The following is a 15,570-nucleotide window of genomic DNA, read 5'->3' on the forward strand; positions in this document are numbered from 1 at the left end:
CGGGCGACGGCGGTCAACCGGCGATCCGGCAGCGGATTCCGGTGGGTCAGGCCAGGTTGGCCCGCCTCGCCGCCTGGCGCCGCAGTTCGTGGCGGGCCAGGGCGTTCTTGTGCACCTCGTCGGGTCCGTCGGCGAAGCGCAGGGTGCGGATGCGGGCGTAGGCGCCCGCCAGCGGGAAGTCCTGGGAGAGGCCGGCGGCGCCGTGCACCTGGATCGCCTTGTCCAGGATCCACAGGACGGTCTCGGGGGTGGCGATCTTGATGGCCTGGATCTCGGTGTGCGCGCCCTTGTTGCCGACGGTGTCCATCAGCCAGGCCGTCTTGAGCACCAGCAGTCGCAGCTGCTCGATCCGCACCCGGGACTCGGCGATCCAGTCGCGGATCACCCCCTGCTCGGCCAGCGGCCGGCCGAACGCGGTCCGCTGCTCGGCGCGGGCGCACATCAGCTCGACGGCCTGCTCGGCGACGCCGATGGAGCGCATGCAGTGGTGGATGCGCCCGGGGCCGAGCCGGGCCTGCGCGATCGCGAAGCCGTCGCCTTCGCCGCCGATCAGGTTCTCCACCGGCACGCGTACGTCGTGGAACTCCAGCTCGGCGTGCCCGCCGTGGTCGTGGTCGTCGTACCCGAACACCTCCATGCCCCGCTTGATCACCAGGCCCGGGGTGTCCCGTGGGACCAGCACCATGGACTGCTGCCGGTGCCGCTCGGCGTCCGGGTCGGTCTTGCCCATGACGATGAGGATCCGGGCGTTCGGGTTCATCGCGCCGGTGATCCACCACTTGCGGCCGTTGATCACGTACTGGTCACCGGACCGCTCGATCCGGGTCGAGATGTTCGTGGCGTCCGAGGACGCCACGTCCGGCTCGGTCATGGCGAACGACGATCGGATCCGACCGTCCAGCAGCGGCTCCAACCACTGCTTGCGCTGCTGCTCGGTGCCGAACATCGCCAGCACCTCCATGTTGCCGGTGTCCGGGGCGGCGCAGTTCAGGGCGGCGGGCGCCAGGTGGCTACGCCCGGTGATCTCCGCCAGCGGGGCGTACTGCAGGTTGGTCAGGCCGGCTCCGTGCGTACCCGGCAGGAAGAGGTTCCACAGCCCGCGCTTCCGCGCGGCGGCCCGCAGCTCCGCGAGCACCGGCACCGCGTCCCAGGCCCAGCGGTTGCCGAGCTGCCCGAGCTGCTCGTGGAAGGCGTGCTCCGCCGGGTAGACGTGGCTGTCCATGAAGTCCAGGAGGTTGTCCCGCAGCCCCTCGGTCCTCGGGTCCAGGGCGAAGTCCATCAGTGCTCCTTGAGGTAGGTCAGGCCCGCGTCGAGCAGCAGCTCGGTGACCTCGCCGAGGCGCTCGAAGCCGGAGCCGACGGTCTGGCCGCGCAGGTGCCGGTAGTGGATGCCCTCGAGGATCGCGGCCAGCTTGAAGGCCGCCAGCCCGAGGTGGAAGCCGAGGGGCGGGAGGGGGCGGGTGCTGCTCGCCGCGTACCGGTCGAGGATCTCGTCCTCGGTCAGGAAGCCGGGCGCGGACGAGGCGTCGGCGACGGCCACTCCGACGAGCCGCCCGAGGCGCTGGTAGAGCACCAGCAGCGCCAGGTCGGTGAGCGGGTCGCCGAGGGTGGCCATCTCCCAGTCGATGACGGCCGCGAGGCGGTCGCGATCGTCGGTGAGGACGTTGTCGAGGCGGTAGTCGCCGTGCACGATGCCCGGCGTCGACTCGCTCGGTACGCCGGACGCCAGGCGGGCGTGCAGCTCGTCGGCGGCCGGCAGGTCCCGGCAGTACGACGCGTCGAGCTGCTTCTTCCAGCGACTCACCTGCCGAGCCAGGAAGCCGTCCGCCCGGCCGAAGTCGGCCAGCCCCACGGCCACCGGGTCGACCGCGTGCAGCGCGGCCAGGGTGTCGACCAGCCGGGTCGAGATGACCCGGGTACGTTCCGCACCGAGCCGCTCGAGCTCGGCCGCGTGCCGGTACGCCGTGCCGTCGACCCGCTCCATCACGTAGAACGGGGCGCCCAGCACGTCGGCGTCGGAACAGAGCGCGTACGTCTTCGGCACCGGCACGTCGGTCGTCCACAGCGCCGACATGACCCGGTACTCCCGGCTCATGTCGTGCGCCGTGGCCAGCACGTGCCCCAACGGCGGCCGCCGGACGATCCAGGTCCGCCGCCCGTCACCGACCTCGTAGGTGAGGTTGGACTTGCCGCCGGCGACCAGCCGGGCGGTGAGCTGCCCGGCCGCCTCGGGAACCGCGGCGGCGAACCAGTCGGCGAGTCGGGCCAGGTCGAGGCCCGGCGGGTCGGGCCGCTCGTCGGCGGTCACGGCACCAGGATGCTGACGGTCTCGACCACGCACGCCGGCTTCTCGGCGCCGGCCAGCTCGACGGTCACCTTCGCCGTGAGCTGGTAGCCACCGCCGCCGGGCAGCAACGACAGCAGCTCCACTCCGGCCCGCACCTGGGAGTCGACGGGGACCGGGGAGGGGAAGCGGAGCTTGTTGGCGCCGTAGTTCACGCCCATGCTGAGCCCTTCCACCTTGTACACCTGCCAGACCAGCATCGGCACCAGCGACAAGGTCAGGTATCCGTGCGCGATGGTGCTGCCGAACGGGCCGTGCGCCGCCTTCGCGGGGTCGACGTGGATCCACTGGCGGTCACCCGTCGCCTCGGCGAAGGCGTCGATCTGCTGCTGCGTGACGGTGTGCCAGTCGGAGTAGCCGAGGTGGGTGCCGACCGCCTGCTCCAGCTCATTGATGCCGTGGAAGACCTTCATCATCTCTCCTTTCCCGGTCAGGCCTTCGGCCCGCCGGCGACGTACAGCACCTGGCCGGACACGAAACCGGCCCCCTCGCTGGCGAAGAACGACACGGCGTGCGCGATGTCCTCCGGCGTGCCGGTGCGGGCGACGGGGATCTGCGCCGCGGCGGCGTTCTTGAAGTCCTCGAAGGCCATGCCGACCCGCTCCGCGGTGGCGGCGGTCATCTCGGTCTCGATGAAGCCGGGGGCGATCGCGTTCGCCGTGACCCCGAACTTCCCGAGTTCCAGGGCGAGCGTCTTGGTGAAGCCCTGCAGGCCGGCCTTGGCGGCCGCGTAGTTGGCCTGACCCCGGTTGCCCAGGGCCGAGGTGCTGGACAGGTTGACGATCCGCCCCCAACCGGCCTTGGTCATGTAGCCCTGCACGGCACGGCTCATCAGGAACGAGCCACGCAGGTGCACGTTCAGGACGGCGTCCCAGTCGTCGGCGGTCATCTTGAACAGCAGGTTGTCGCGGGTGATGCCGGCGTTGTTGACCAGCACGGTCGGCCCGCCCAGTTCCTCGGCGATCCGGTCCACGGCGGCCTGCACCGCCTGCTCGTCGGCGACGTTGGCGCCGACGGCCAGGGCTCGCCCGCCGCCGGCCTGGATCTCCTCGACGACCGGCTTGCCCGCCGCCTCGTCCAGGTCGACGACGGCGACGGCGAAGCCGTCCTGGGCAAGGCGCTTGGCGACGGCGGCGCCGATGCCACGGGCCGCTCCGGTGACGACTGCGGTGCGGGTGACGGTCATGGGGTCAACTCCTCGGTGCGGGCGGGATGGGGCAGGTCGGCTCCGGGCCGCGGCCGTGGGAGGCCGTTGCGGCAGGCGGGAAGCAGCTCGGCGATCGCGGCCCGCGTGCTGTCGGCGTCGGTGTGCAGCAGCGCCCGCAGGCCGACCGCGCGGGCGCCGAGCACGTTCGGTTCGGCGTCGTCGACGAAGAGCACCCGGTCGGCCGGCAGCCCGAGCCGCTCCAGGGTGAACGCGTAGATCGGGGCGAGCGGCTTGCGCAGGCCGACCTCGCCGGAGATGACGACGGGATCGAAGAGCCCGTCGATCAGCTCGCGCGGGTACGTGTTGCCCCAACTGTTGGAGAGCAGGCCGACGCGCACGCCGGCGTCGCGCAACTGCCGGGCCAGGTCGAACATCGCCGGGTCGGGGCGCATCCCGGCGAAGAGCCGGGCCAGGACGCCGACCGGATCGACCGCACGCCCGTCGAGCGTGGTGAGTTCGGCGGCGAGCAGCGCGTCGAACTCGTCGACGCTCAGCGCCCCGGTCTCCAGCCGGTGGACGGGGGTGCCGTCCGGGGCGGCGCGGGACAGCCAGGCCTTGAGCGTGCGCGAGAACGAGGCCGGGTCGATGCCGTCGGCGTGCAGCCACGCGGCGATCGAGTCCCGGACCGGTCCGGTGAGCACCCCGCCGTAGTCGAAGACCACGGCGTCAACCTGGTTGGCGGTGCTCACGAGACGTACACCACCCGGCCGACGGTGACGCCGTCGGCGAGCTCCTGCACCCCGTCGGCCACCTCGTCGAGCGCGAGGCGTTGGCTGACCAGGGGTCGTACCGCGCCCTGGGCGGCCAACGCGGTGAGGGCCCGATGGCATTCGGCGACGGCCGCCGGGTCGTAGCGGTGGTACAGACCCCAGTGCAGGCCGACGATCGAGTAGTTCTTCACCAGGGCATGGTTGAGCGCGGCGGACTGGATCTGGCCGCCGGCGAAGCCGACCACGAGGATCCGGCCCTCGAAGGCGACGCACTTGGTCGAACGCTGGTAGGTGTCGCCGCCGACCGGGTCGTAGACGACGTCGGCGCCCCGACCACCGGTCTCGGCCTTGACCACCTCGACGAAGTCCTCTTCCCGGCGGTCCACGACCACGTCGGCGCCGAGCGCCCGGGCCACCGCCGCCTTCTCCGGACCGCCCACGACGCCGATCACCCGGGCGCCGGCCGCCTTGCCCAGCTGGACGGCGGCGCTGCCGACGCCGCCGGCCGCGGCGTGCACCAGCAGCGTCTCGCCCGCGCGCAGCCCGGCCCGCCGGTGCAGGCCGAACCAGCCCGTCTGGTACCCGATGTAGAGCGCGGCCGCCTCGGCGTCGTCGAGCTGCGCGGGCGCGGGGAACGTGGCCGCCGCAGCCAGCAGCGCGAACTCCGCGAACCCCCCGTACGGCAACGTCGCGCCGCCGAGCACCCGGTCGCCGACGGCGAACCCGTCGACACCTTCGCCGAGCGCGACGACCTCGCCACACAGCTCGACCCCCGGGGTGAACGGAAGCTCCGGCTTGACCTGGTACTCGCCCCGGCACATCAGGACGTCCGGGAAGTTGGCCGGAGCGGCCAGCACCCGCACCACGAGCTGCCCGGGGCCCGGCTCCGGCTCGGCCACGTCGACGAGCCGCAGGACGTCGCGGGGCTCACCGAGGTCGACGACCCGCCATGCCTTCATCGGGCTGCCCCCTGGTCCTCGAGTCGTCGCTGGAGCTTGTTCATCCCGTTGAGCCAGCGGTCGGTGTCGGTGGCGCGGTGTGCGTAGTAGGTGGCCACCTGGGGATGCGGCAGGACGAGGAACCGGTCGTCGTGGAGGGCCTGCCACGTCGCCTCGGCGACGTCCTCGGGGGTGAGCGCCGCATCGTGGCTGAGCAACTCCTGCAACGGCCGGGCGTTGTCGAGCATCCGGGTCCGCACCCCCTGCGGGCAGATCGCCTGCACCACGACGCCACGGTGCCGGTAGGTCAACGACAGCCACTCGGCGAACGCCACGCAGGCGTGCTTGCTGACCGAATACGTCGGACTCCCGATCATCGTGAGCAGCCCGGCCGCCGACGCGGTCACCACGAACCGACCCGAGCCGCGCTCGACCCAGCCGGGGACCAGCAGTCGCGCGGCCCGTACGTGGGCCAGGACGTTCACCTCGTGGCTGGCCGCCCAGTCCTCCTCGGTGGCCAGCAGCCCGGTGCCCCGGTCGATTCCGGCGTTCCCGACCCAGACGTCGATGCTGCCCAGGTGGCCTCGGGCCGCCTCGACCAGCGCGGCGACCCCCTGCTCGGTGGCGGCGTCGCCGGGAGCCGGGTACCCACCTATCTCCCCTGCCACCCGGACGGCCGCCTCGGCGTCGAGGTCGTTGACGACGACCCGGGCGCCCTCGGCGGCGAGTCGGGTGGCCAGCGCGCGGCCGATGCCCTGGCCGGCGCCGGTGACGACGACGCCCTTGTTCCGTACCGGCATCACACACCCCCGGTCAGGGTGACGCCGCCGTCGACCACCAGCAGCTGGCCGGTCATCCAGGCGGCGTCCGCGGAGAGCAGGAACGCGACGACGCTTCCGATGTCGTCGGGGACGCCGAGCCGCTTGAGCGGGTACGCCGCGGCCACCTGCTCCTCCCGGCCCTCGTACAGGGCGGTGGCGAACTTCGTCTTCACCACGGCGGGGGCGACCGCGTTCACCCGGATGTCCGGGCCGAGCTCGACGGCGAGTTCCTGGGTGAGGTGGATGAGCATCGCCTTGCTGGCCCCGTAGAAGCCGATGCCGGGCGCGGGCCGGAGGCCGGCGACCGAGGCGACGTTGACCACGGCGCCGCCGTGCTCCTTCATCCAGCGCCGATGGGCCTGCTGCACCGAGGACAGGGCGGCCAGGCAGTTCACCTCGAAGATCTTGCGGGCCGCGGCCAGGTCCAGCTCGACCATCGGGCCGTACGTCGGGTTGATGCCGGTGTTGTTGACCAGCAGATCGACGCTGCCGAAGGTGTCGATCGCGCGTGTGACGACCTCGGCCTGGTGGTCGGCGTCGTCGGCGTGGCCGGCGATGCCGAGCGCGTGCTCCGGGCCCAGCTGGGCGACGGCCTGGTCGAGCGCCTCCTGCTTGCGGGCGGTGATGACGACCTTGGCGCCTTCGGCCACCAGCCGCTCGGCGATGGCCAGGCCGATGCCTCGGCTGGCACCGGTCACGATCGCCGTTCGTCCGGTGAATCTCGTGGACGTCGCTGCAGCTTGGGACACGGGCCTCCCCTTCAGGGTTACTAAGCGCTTGCTTACGTTAGGCTCGATGAAGTGTGCGACGCCGCGGCGGCTGCCGTCAACAGGTCCGGCCCGGTGGTCGACATCCGGCCGGTCCACCGGGGCGTTGTGGTATCAATGCCGGCCAGGCAGAAGGAAGGATGGACGCGGGTTGACCTACACCGCCGATCACTCTCGCGCCGACGCGACCCGCGCCCGGCTGCTCGAGGCGGCCGTCGACGCGTTCGCCGAGCGAGGCTTCCACGGCACGACGACACGCGACATCGCCGCCGCGGCCGGGCTGAGCCCGGCCGCGCTCTACGTGCACCACAAATCCAAGGAGGAGCTGCTCTACCTGATCGCACGATCAGGACACGACCATGTGCTGCGCCTCGTGCAGGAGGCGATCGCGTCGTCCGAGGACCCGGCCACGGCGCTGCGGCGGGCGGTCCACGACTTCGTCGTCTCGCACGCCCGCGACCACACCCGCACCCGGGTCGTGAACTACGAGCTGGCCGCGCTGAGCCCCGAGCATCTCGCCGAGATCCGTGCCGTGCGCCACCGGATCGAGCAGGCGTTCCGCCAGCTCGTGGAGGCGGGCGTCGCCGCCGGTGTCTTCGACACCCCGGATCCCCGGATCGCGGGAGCGGCCCTGCTGTCCCTCGGCGTCGACCTCGGCCGGTGGTACCGGGACGACGGCGGCTGGAGCCCCGAGTACATCGCCACCCAGTACGCCGAAATGGCGCTCCGTATCGTCGGCGCCCGCTGAACGGTACCGAGGTTCGGAGTAGGCGTTGCCGTCGGCGTCCGTGGGGGCCGATCCTGATTACCGAGACCCGCCTCCGACCTCCTTTGGTGACGGTGGTCGCGCCACGCCCGCGATCGGGTGAGCGCCAGCAGGCGTGTCGGGTTGGGGAGCGCGTATGCCTGGTGGGCGATATACCCCAGAGGCATAAATATGACTCAGGGGCATATCACTCATAGCCGGGTCTGTGTCCGTGCGACCACGTGAGTAGCGGCCGCCCGGGATGTCGCGGGGCGCCGGGCCACGGGTGCGCTGCACCGCGGGCCTCACCGTGCCAGTGCCACTCGCCCGGGTGGCGTGTGGATGGTGTCGCCGGGTCGGATCTCGATGATCTCGCCACCACGGGACTGGATCAGGCCGACGCCGGCGGTGACGTGCAGGGTCTGACCGACGGCATGGCAGTGCCAGGCGGTGCGGGCGCGCGGCGCGAAACGGACGGTGTTGACCCGCATCCGGGAGGGCTCCTCGCCCTTGGCGATGACGTCGAAGTAGACATCGCCGGTGAACATCTCCGCCGGTCCCTTGACGGACGGCTGCACGGGCAGGACCTCCACTGGCTTCTCCTTGTCGATGGTCGGGGCGCCCCGGCCGCCGGGTTCCCGCCGCCGGTCGACCGGCGATGGTCGAGCCGGCAGGCGGCGACGGAGGAATCCCCCAGGGAGCGCAGCCGACCGTCGGCTCAGGTGCCCACCTTTCCCAGTGCCTCGGCGAGCTGCTTGAGGTCGAGGCCCGCCAGGTGGTCGAGGAAGTGCCGGCGTACGGCGGCCAGGTTGGTGGGCCAGGCCTGCGTCAGGCGGGCGAAGCCGGCGTCGGTGAGGACGGCGTTCCAGCCGCGGGCGTCCTGCGCGCACCTGACCCGCTGGACGTACCCCTGCCGTTCCAGCCGCTGCACGACGCGGCTCATGCCGCTGAGCGACATCTCGCAGGCGGCGGCGAGTTCGCTCATGCGCAGTCGCCGGTCGGGCGCCTCCGAGAGATGCATCAGGGTCTCGTACTCGATGCTGGGCAGTCCCTGCTCACGAACGAGGTCGGCGTCGATGGCGCGGGGTAGGGCGTGAATGACGCGCGGGAGCGCCCGGACGACGGCCTCTTCGTCCGGGTTGAGAGGTTTCGGCCCGTGCGGTGTGCCTGGCGGCTGTGATGTGACGGTGGACATGCCTCAACCATACTTGCTTGACGAAGCAATTACCAGCGCTATGGTTGCTTCGCGAAGCAAGGGCATCCGGAGGGTGTCCGGTCACCACGGAGGAGCAGCACCTGACCAGGATCGGAATCATCATCGGCAGCACCCGGCCGGGGCGTAACGGCGCCGCCGTGGCCCAGTGGGTCCACGACGTCGCCCGGCAGCGCACCGACGCCGACTTCGAAATCGTCGACCTGCTCGACTACAAGCTGCCGCACCTCGACGAGGTCTACCCGCCGTCGATGGGGCAGTACCAGCAGCCGCAGACGCTGGAGTGGGCCAGGAAGATCGCGTCGTTCGACGGGTTCGTGATGGTCACGCCGGAGTACAACCACTCCACGTCCGGCGCCCTGAAGAACGCAGTCGACTTCCTCTACAACGAGTGGAACAACAAGGCCGTCGGGTTCGTCAGCTACGGCTCGGTGGGCGGCGCCCGGGCGGTGGAGCATCTGCGGCTCATCGCCGGCGAACTGCAGATGGCCGACGTGCGGTCCCAGGTGGCGCTGTCGCTCTTCACCGACTTCGAGAACTTCAGCACCTTCAAGCCCAACGACTTCCAGCGGGACGCGCTCACCGCGGCCCTCGACCAGGTCGTGGCCTGGAGCGAGGCCCTGGAGCCGCTGCGCACCAAGTGATCGACCGCAGGTACCGGTAGCCGTCGCTACCGGAACTGAGCTTCGAATGGGGAAAGGGACGGACAATGCGTGGACTCACAGGCAAGGTCGCCCTAGTCGCCGGTGCGGCGCCGGGCAACATCGGCGGCGCGACCGCGATCCGGCTCGCCGAGGAGGGCATGCTGGTCGTCGCGGCGGATCTGAAGCAGGCCGCCGCCCAGACCGTGGTCGACGAGATCACCGCGGCCGGCGGAACGGCCGTGGCCCGCGGCTTCGACATCGCCGACGAGCAGTCCTACCGGGACTTGATCGACTTCACCGTCGAGCGGTTCGGCGGTCTGCACGGCCTGTTCAACGTGGCCGCGGATCTCTCGCCGAACAACATCGGGCGCGACAGCGACGTCACCTCGGTGCCGCTCGATGTCTGGCAGCACACCATCGACGTCACCCTCACCGGCTACATGTACGGTCTCCGGCACGCCCTGCCGATCATGATCAGGCAAGGCCAGGGTGCCATCGTCAACACCATGTCGAGCGCGGTGTGGCTGGGAGAGACCGAGCGCGTCGCCTACCAGGCGGCCAAGAGCGGGCTGATCGGCCTGACCCGGCACACCGCCACCCTCGGTGGCAAGCACGGCGTTCGTACCAACCTCGTGTCGCCCGGCGTGATCCTCACCGGCGCCGCGCTCGAGACCACGACCGTCGAGTTCCGTGAGCAGATGCTCGCGATGGTCCGTTCGCCGAGGTTGGGGAAGCCGGAGGACCTCGCCGCGATGGTGGCGTTCCTCTTCTCCGACGACGGCGCCTACGTCAACGGCCAGTCGCTGCTGGTCGACGGTGGCGCCAACTTCACCTGATCCCACCAGATGCCGGCGCGCGCTCGATCCGAGCGCGCGCCGACGTGCACCTGCCACCGGGCCGCGACCGGGCAGCCCGCCACCACTTCGGTCCTGTCCAACAGGTCAACCGCACCCCTACGCTGCGCGCGTGATTCACGTTGTCCCGGTCCGGCGGCCGTACCCGCTGCTCGCCGCCGCGATCGTCCTGGTGTTGCTCGGCGCGGGCGTGGCCTGGGGCGGCGGGGACGCGCTCGGGCTGAGCCACACCCCCGCCGCCGTGCCGCGCGAGGACGTCGCCGCCGCGCCGCAGCGGGTGGCCGCACCCGCGCCGCCGCTGGCGTCCATGGTCGTGCCGGACGAGCCGCGCACCATCAAGGCCGCGGCCGCCGTCGCCGACGCGCTCGTCGCCCGCGGCCTGCCCCGCCCGGTCGTCAACCCGGCCGTGCCGGGCCGCACGCCACCGGCCAGGACCGCGACCACCGCGCAGCCAGCCGCCGGTACGCGGAGCACGGCCGGACCGGCCACGGGCACCCGGTCTACGTCACCGTCGCGTTCGCGGCGTTCTGCTGGCTCTTCGTGGCCACCGCCGTGGTGCTGCGCGACCGGTACGGTCTGCGGCGCCGCAGCGCCGTCGGGCTGACCCTGACCGCCGCGGGTGTCCCACTCGGACTGCAGTCCGGGCTGGTCGCAGCGGTCGGGCTGGAGCGCGCGCTGACGGTGTGGAACGACCAGCTGACGCTGCTGCCCTGGGGCCTGTCCCGCATCCTCGGCATCACCGTCTACCTCGGTATTCCCGCTGGCCTCCCGGGGTACGCCGCCGTGGCCGGCGCCGCCCTGACCGCCGTCGGTCTGCTGCTGTCGATCGGCCGCGGCCGGCGGACAGCCTGACCGACTCGCGCCCGGGACTTTTGTTAAGGCTCTTGACAGCTTTGTCATGCGCCACGAACGCTGACGAAATCTCCAACCGGGTGCGCGACCGTCGCATTCGGTCGTCCTCTCTGGAGGTTTCCGCATGAGGCGTAGTAGACGCAGATTCCTGGTGCCGGTCGTGGTGGTGGCGAGTCTCGCGGTTCCCGCCGTACCGCTGCCCGCGCTGGCGGCCGAAGCGCCCGCCACCGACTTCTCCACCTCGCTGGAGGCCGGCGATCCCCAGCCGACCTGGATCAACACCAGCGAGACCGACGCCGGCGGCGCCGAGAAGACCTCCGGGGTGACCGGCAGCCCGGTCAAGGGAATCCCCGGCAACCTGGCGGGCCGGATCACCGAGGTCCCCGCCAACGGGGAGAACCCGCCCAGCGAGACCGCGGACCGGGTCATCGACGGCAATGTCAGCACGAAGTGGCTGACCTTCACGCCGACCGGCTGGGTACGGGTCCGACTCGACGCCCCGGTCGCCGTCGTGCACTACGCGCTGACCTCCGCCAACGACGCACCGGAACGCGACCCGAAGGACTGGACCCTGCAGGGCTCCGCGGACGGGGAGAACTGGACCACCCTGGACACCCGGACCGGGCAGCAGTTCACCGAGCGCTTCCAGACCAGGGAGTACCGGTTCGACAACGCCACCGCGTATCCCTACTACCGCCTCAACGTCACCGCGATCGGCGGGGGCGGCATCACCCAGCTCGCCGAGCTTCAGCTCTCCAACGGCGACACCACTCCCCCGCCGCCGAGCAACATGCGCACCATGAGCAGCGGCGGCCCGGTCAACGGCCCGACCATGAAGCCGAACGTCGGCTGGACCGGGGTCCGCGCGCTGCAGTACTCCGGCGGGCAGACCGTCAGCGGGCGGGGGTACGCGTACAACAAGGTCTTCGACGTCGACCTGACGGTGACCGACCGGACCGAGTTGTCGTACGTCATCTTCCCGGAGCTGACCGGGCAGGACCTGGACTACCCGAGCACCTACGCGGCGGTGGACCTGGCCTTCGACGACGGCACCTACCTCAGCGAGCTGGGCGCGGTGGACCAGCACGGGTTCGGGCTGAGCCCGCAGGCCCAGGGTGAGTCCAAGTCGCTCTACGCCGACCAGTGGAACCTCAAGCGGTCCCGGATCGGCGCGGTCGCCGCCGGCAAGCGCGTCGACCGCGTCCTGCTGGCGTACGACAGCACCACCGGGACCGGCCTGTTCAACGGCTGGGTCGACGACATCCGGATCACCGGCAACCCGGCCGAGGTGGCCAAGCCGCGCCCCTCCGACCACGTGCTCACCACCCGCGGCACCAACTCCAGCGGCAGCTTCTCCCGGGGCAACAACATCCCGGCGACCGCGGTGCCGCACGGCTTCAACTTCTGGACCCCGATGACCAACGCGGGCTCCATCAGCTGGCTGTACGACTACCAGAGCCGCAACACCGCCACCAACCGCCCGGCCCTGCAGGCGTTCACCGTCAGCCACGAGCCGAGCCCGTGGATGGGTGACCGGCAGACGTTCCAGGTGATGCCGTCACCGGCCACTGGGGTGCCCGCCGCCGGCCGGTCCGCCCGGGCGCTGCCGTTCGGGCACGAGAACGAGGTGGCGAAGGCGCACTACTACGGCGTCACCTTCGACAACGGCCTCCGGACGGAGCTGGCACCGACCGACCACGCCGCGCTGTTCCGGTTCACCTTCACCGGCGACCAGGGCAACCTGATCTTCGACAACGTCAACAACAACGGTGGCCTCACCCTCGGCGCCGACGGCGTGGTCAGCGGCTACTCGGACGTGCGGAGCGGGCTGTCCAACGGCGCCGGCCGGATGTTCGTCTACGGCGTCGTCGACGCCCCGGTCACCGCCAGCGGCCGGCTCGCCGGCGGCGGTGGGGCCAACGTCACCGGCTACCTGGCCTTCGACACCCGGCAGACCAAGAGCGTCGAGTTGCGGATCGCCACCTCGCTCATCTCCGTGGAGCAGGCCCGGCGCAACCTCGAGAACGAGATCGGCCGCGACGACACCCTCGAGACGGTCCGCGAGCGCGCGCAGCGGCTCTGGGACGACAAGCTGCGGGTGATCGAGGTCGAGGGGGCCACCGAGGACCAGCTCACCACCCTGTACTCCAACCTCTACCGGCTCTCGCTCTACCCCAACTCGGCGCACGAGAACGTGGGCACGCCGGAGGCGCCGGTCTGGAAGCACGCGGTGCAGTCGACCACGTCGAGCACGATCCCGGCCGGCACCACCTCCACCCGGACCGGCGCCCCGGTCGTGGACGGCAAGGTGTACGTCAACAACGGCTTCTGGGACACGTACCGCACCACCTGGTCGGCGTACACGCTGCTCGACCCGGACACCGCCGGCGAACTGGTCGACGGGTTCGTGCAGCAGTACAAGGACGGCGGCTGGGTGTCGCGCTGGTCGTCGCCCGGGTACGCGAACCTCATGACCGGCACCAGCTCGGACGTGTCCTTCGCCGACGCGTACGTCAAGGGCGTGCGCGACTTCGACGTCAAGGCCGCGTACGAGGCGGCGGTGAAGAACGCCACGGTCAGCCCGCCGGGCAGCAATCCCAACAACACCAGCGTCGGTCGCAAGGGACTCCAGACGTCGATCTTCCAGGGGTACACCGCGTCGGACGTACCCGAGGGGGTCTCCTGGGCGCTCGAGGGCTACATCAACGACTTCGGCATCGCGAACATGGGCGCGGCCCTCGCCGACGACCCCGCCACCCCGGAGGCCGACCGGGCCCGCTACCGCGAGGAGTCGGAGTACTTCCGCGACCGGGCGCAGAACTACGTGCACATGTTCGACCCGCACGTGGACTTCTTCCAGGGGCGGGACGCCGCCGGGAAGTGGAAGTCCACGCCGGCGGAGTACGACCCGCGGGTCTGGGGCCACGAGCACGACTACACCGAGACCAACGGTTGGAACTTCGCGTTCCACGTCCCGCAGGACGGTCAGGGCCTGGCCAACCTGTACGGCGGTCGGCAGCAGATGGCCGACAAGCTGGACGAGTTCTTCCGCACTCCGGAGACGGCGAAGTTCCCGGGCTCCTACGGCGGCACCATCCACGAGATGATCGAGGCGCGGGACGTCCGGATGGGCATGTGGGGCTTCAGCAACCAGGTGGCCCACCACATCCCGTGGATGTACACGTACGCGGGACAGCCGGCGAAGACGCAGGCCAAGGTCCGGGAGGCGCTGTCGCGGATGTACCTCGGCAGCGAGATCGGCCAGGGCTACGCCGGCGACGAGGACAACGGCGAGACCTCCGCCTGGTACCTCTTCAGCGCACTCGGCTTCTACCCCCTGCAGGTGGGCAGCGCGGACTACGTGATCGGTTCACCGCTGTTCCGCAAGGCGACGGTGCACCTGCCCAACGGCCGGCAGATCGTCGTCAACGCACCCGGGAACAACGCCCGCAACGTCTACGTGCAGGGGTTGAAGGTCGACGGGCAGACCCACCGGAAGTCCTCGATCTCGCACGGCGAGCTGGCCGACGGCGCGGTGCTGGACTTCGAGATGGGCGAGTACCCGTCGTCCTGGGCGACCGCGGCCGAAGACCTGCCGACCTCGCTCAGCAAGCCGGGCCCGGTCGCCCGGCCGCTGGCGGACGTCACCGTCACCGGCGGGGCCGCCGCGCTGCGGGACGACAGCTCGGGTACCAGCGTCGCGGTCGACGACCCGGTGCAGTGGAAGGTCTCCGGCACGCCGGAGAAGGTCACCCACTACACGCTCACCTCGGGCAAGGTCGCCGGCGACTTGCACGGCTGGCAGCTCAAGGGGTCGTACGACGGCCGTAACTGGACGGTGCTCGACGACCGGGCCGGCGAGTCGTTCCCCTGGCGGTCGCAGACCCGGTCGTTCCAGGTCGACCAGCCCGGCCGGTACGCCCACTACCGGCTGGAGGTGACCGCCGCCGACCCGGCCGCCACGCTCGCGGAGGTGGAGTTGTTGGCGAAGCCGTCGCCGGCCTGCACCTCGACGATCAGCGGACGGCGGGACGCCGCGCTGACCGTCACCTCCGGCTTGACGTGCCTGACCGGCGCGACGGTCAACGGGACGGTGACCGTGCAGCCCGGGGCCGCGCTGTACGTGCGGGGTGGCGTGCTCTCCGGCGGGGTGTCGGCCAGCGGTGCCGACGCGGTGGTGCTGCACGGCGTGACCGTGCGGGGTGGCGTCACCGTGGTCGGTACCACCGGCGAGGTCGCCATCGAGGCAAGTCAGGTTGTCGGCGCGGTCGGCCTCGTCGGCAACGCGGATCCGCTGCTCGCCGCCAGCACGGTCACCGGCGCGCTCTCCTGCGCCGACAACGTCCCGGCGCCCCGCGACAACGGGCTGCCCAGCACGGTCACCGGTGGCTCCTCGGGACAGTGCGCCCCGCGCTGACCGGCGAAATCGGGGCGCCCGGCGAACCGCCGGGCGCCCCGAACCCTGCCCGCCGGCCG

16 protein-coding genes are annotated in these 15,570 nt (G+C 71.3%); 6 read left to right on the top strand and 10 right to left on the bottom strand.

Annotated elements, in window-relative coordinates:
• Window positions 1–46 precede the first annotated feature (46 nt).
• The 8 genes from M2302_RS24500 to M2302_RS24535 are packed head-to-tail and all read right to left on the bottom strand — an operon-like array spanning window position 47 to window position 6,768.
• A complete protein-coding gene (locus M2302_RS24500) occupies window positions 47–1,279 on the bottom strand; it encodes an acyl-CoA dehydrogenase family protein (RefSeq protein ID WP_280840197.1) in 1,233 nt (410 codons plus the stop codon).
• A complete protein-coding gene (locus tag M2302_RS24505) occupies window positions 1,279–2,307 on the bottom strand; it encodes a phosphotransferase family protein (protein ID WP_280840198.1) in 1,029 nt (342 codons plus the stop codon). The genes M2302_RS24500 and M2302_RS24505 overlap by 1 nt, the downstream gene beginning before the upstream one ends.
• Window positions 2,304–2,756: a MaoC family dehydratase gene (locus M2302_RS24510; RefSeq protein ID WP_280840199.1), complete on the bottom strand. Its 453-nt coding sequence runs from the start codon at window positions 2,754–2,756 to the stop codon at window positions 2,304–2,306. The genes M2302_RS24505 and M2302_RS24510 overlap by 4 nt, the downstream gene beginning before the upstream one ends.
• Before the next feature lie 17 nt (window positions 2,757–2,773).
• Window positions 2,774–3,529 carry a 3-oxoacyl-ACP reductase FabG gene (gene fabG / locus M2302_RS24515; RefSeq protein ID WP_280840200.1) on the bottom strand — a complete coding sequence of 252 codons (756 nt, stop codon included), beginning with the start codon at window positions 3,527–3,529 and terminating at the stop codon, window positions 2,774–2,776.
• Entirely contained in the window at window positions 3,526–4,239 is a 714-nt protein-coding gene (locus tag M2302_RS24520; protein ID WP_280840201.1) for an HAD family phosphatase, read from the bottom strand. Before M2302_RS24520 ends, fabG begins: the two co-directional genes overlap by 4 nt.
• Window positions 4,236–5,219, bottom strand: coding sequence for an NADPH:quinone oxidoreductase family protein (locus M2302_RS24525; RefSeq protein ID WP_280840202.1), 984 nt, complete (start codon window positions 5,217–5,219; stop codon window positions 4,236–4,238). Before M2302_RS24525 ends, M2302_RS24520 begins: the two co-directional genes overlap by 4 nt.
• A complete protein-coding gene (locus tag M2302_RS24530; protein WP_280840203.1) occupies window positions 5,216–5,998 on the bottom strand; it encodes an SDR family oxidoreductase in 783 nt (260 codons plus the stop codon). Before M2302_RS24530 ends, M2302_RS24525 begins: the two co-directional genes overlap by 4 nt.
• On the bottom strand, window positions 5,998–6,768 hold the full coding sequence (locus tag M2302_RS24535; protein WP_280840204.1) for an SDR family oxidoreductase: 771 nt from the start codon (window positions 6,766–6,768) through the stop codon (window positions 5,998–6,000). The genes M2302_RS24530 and M2302_RS24535 overlap by 1 nt, the downstream gene beginning before the upstream one ends.
• A 169-nt stretch (window positions 6,769–6,937) precedes the next feature.
• Here M2302_RS24535 and M2302_RS24540 point away from each other — a divergent pair, with 169 nt between their 5' ends.
• Entirely contained in the window at window positions 6,938–7,534 is a 597-nt protein-coding gene (locus M2302_RS24540) for a TetR family transcriptional regulator (protein WP_280840205.1), read from the top strand.
• 302 nt (window positions 7,535–7,836) lie between these two features.
• Here the strand turns inward: M2302_RS24540 and M2302_RS24545 are convergent, their stop codons facing one another.
• Both M2302_RS24545 and M2302_RS24550 read right to left on the bottom strand, forming a co-directional pair.
• The gene (locus M2302_RS24545) at window positions 7,837–8,124 is read right to left on the bottom strand and encodes a cupin domain-containing protein (protein WP_280840206.1); all 288 of its coding nucleotides are present in this window, start codon (window positions 8,122–8,124) and stop codon (window positions 7,837–7,839) included.
• Between the two features lie 125 nt (window positions 8,125–8,249).
• The gene (locus tag M2302_RS24550) at window positions 8,250–8,726 is read right to left on the bottom strand and encodes a MarR family winged helix-turn-helix transcriptional regulator (RefSeq protein WP_280840207.1); all 477 of its coding nucleotides are present in this window, start codon (window positions 8,724–8,726) and stop codon (window positions 8,250–8,252) included.
• Window positions 8,727–8,827: 101 nt separating this feature from the next.
• Here M2302_RS24550 and M2302_RS24555 point away from each other — a divergent pair, with 101 nt between their 5' ends.
• The 5 genes from M2302_RS24555 to M2302_RS24575 all read left to right on the top strand — a co-directional run bounded on the left by M2302_RS24555 (window position 8,828) and on the right by M2302_RS24575 (window position 15,511).
• Complete coding sequence (locus M2302_RS24555; RefSeq protein WP_280840245.1) at window positions 8,828–9,388, top strand: NAD(P)H-dependent oxidoreductase; 561 nt, start codon at window positions 8,828–8,830, stop codon at window positions 9,386–9,388.
• 65 nt (window positions 9,389–9,453) lie between these two features.
• A complete protein-coding gene (locus M2302_RS24560; protein WP_280840208.1) occupies window positions 9,454–10,224 on the top strand; it encodes an SDR family NAD(P)-dependent oxidoreductase in 771 nt (256 codons plus the stop codon).
• Between the two features lie 130 nt (window positions 10,225–10,354).
• Window positions 10,355–10,846 carry a hypothetical protein gene (locus M2302_RS24565; RefSeq protein ID WP_280840209.1) on the top strand — a complete coding sequence of 164 codons (492 nt, stop codon included), beginning with the start codon at window positions 10,355–10,357 and terminating at the stop codon, window positions 10,844–10,846.
• Entirely contained in the window at window positions 10,783–11,094 is a 312-nt protein-coding gene (locus M2302_RS24570; protein ID WP_280840210.1) for a hypothetical protein, read from the top strand. The genes M2302_RS24565 and M2302_RS24570 overlap by 64 nt, the downstream gene beginning before the upstream one ends.
• Before the next feature lie 124 nt (window positions 11,095–11,218).
• Window positions 11,219–15,511 carry a GH92 family glycosyl hydrolase gene (locus tag M2302_RS24575; protein ID WP_280840211.1) on the top strand — a complete coding sequence of 1,431 codons (4,293 nt, stop codon included), beginning with the start codon at window positions 11,219–11,221 and terminating at the stop codon, window positions 15,509–15,511.
• Window positions 15,512–15,570: the final 59 nt, after the last annotated feature.

Origin of the sequence: Micromonospora sp. A200 (assembly GCF_029893845.1) — a bacterium.
In the GTDB taxonomy this organism is placed as follows: Bacteria; Actinomycetota; Actinomycetes; order Mycobacteriales; family Micromonosporaceae; genus Micromonospora; species Micromonospora purpureochromogenes.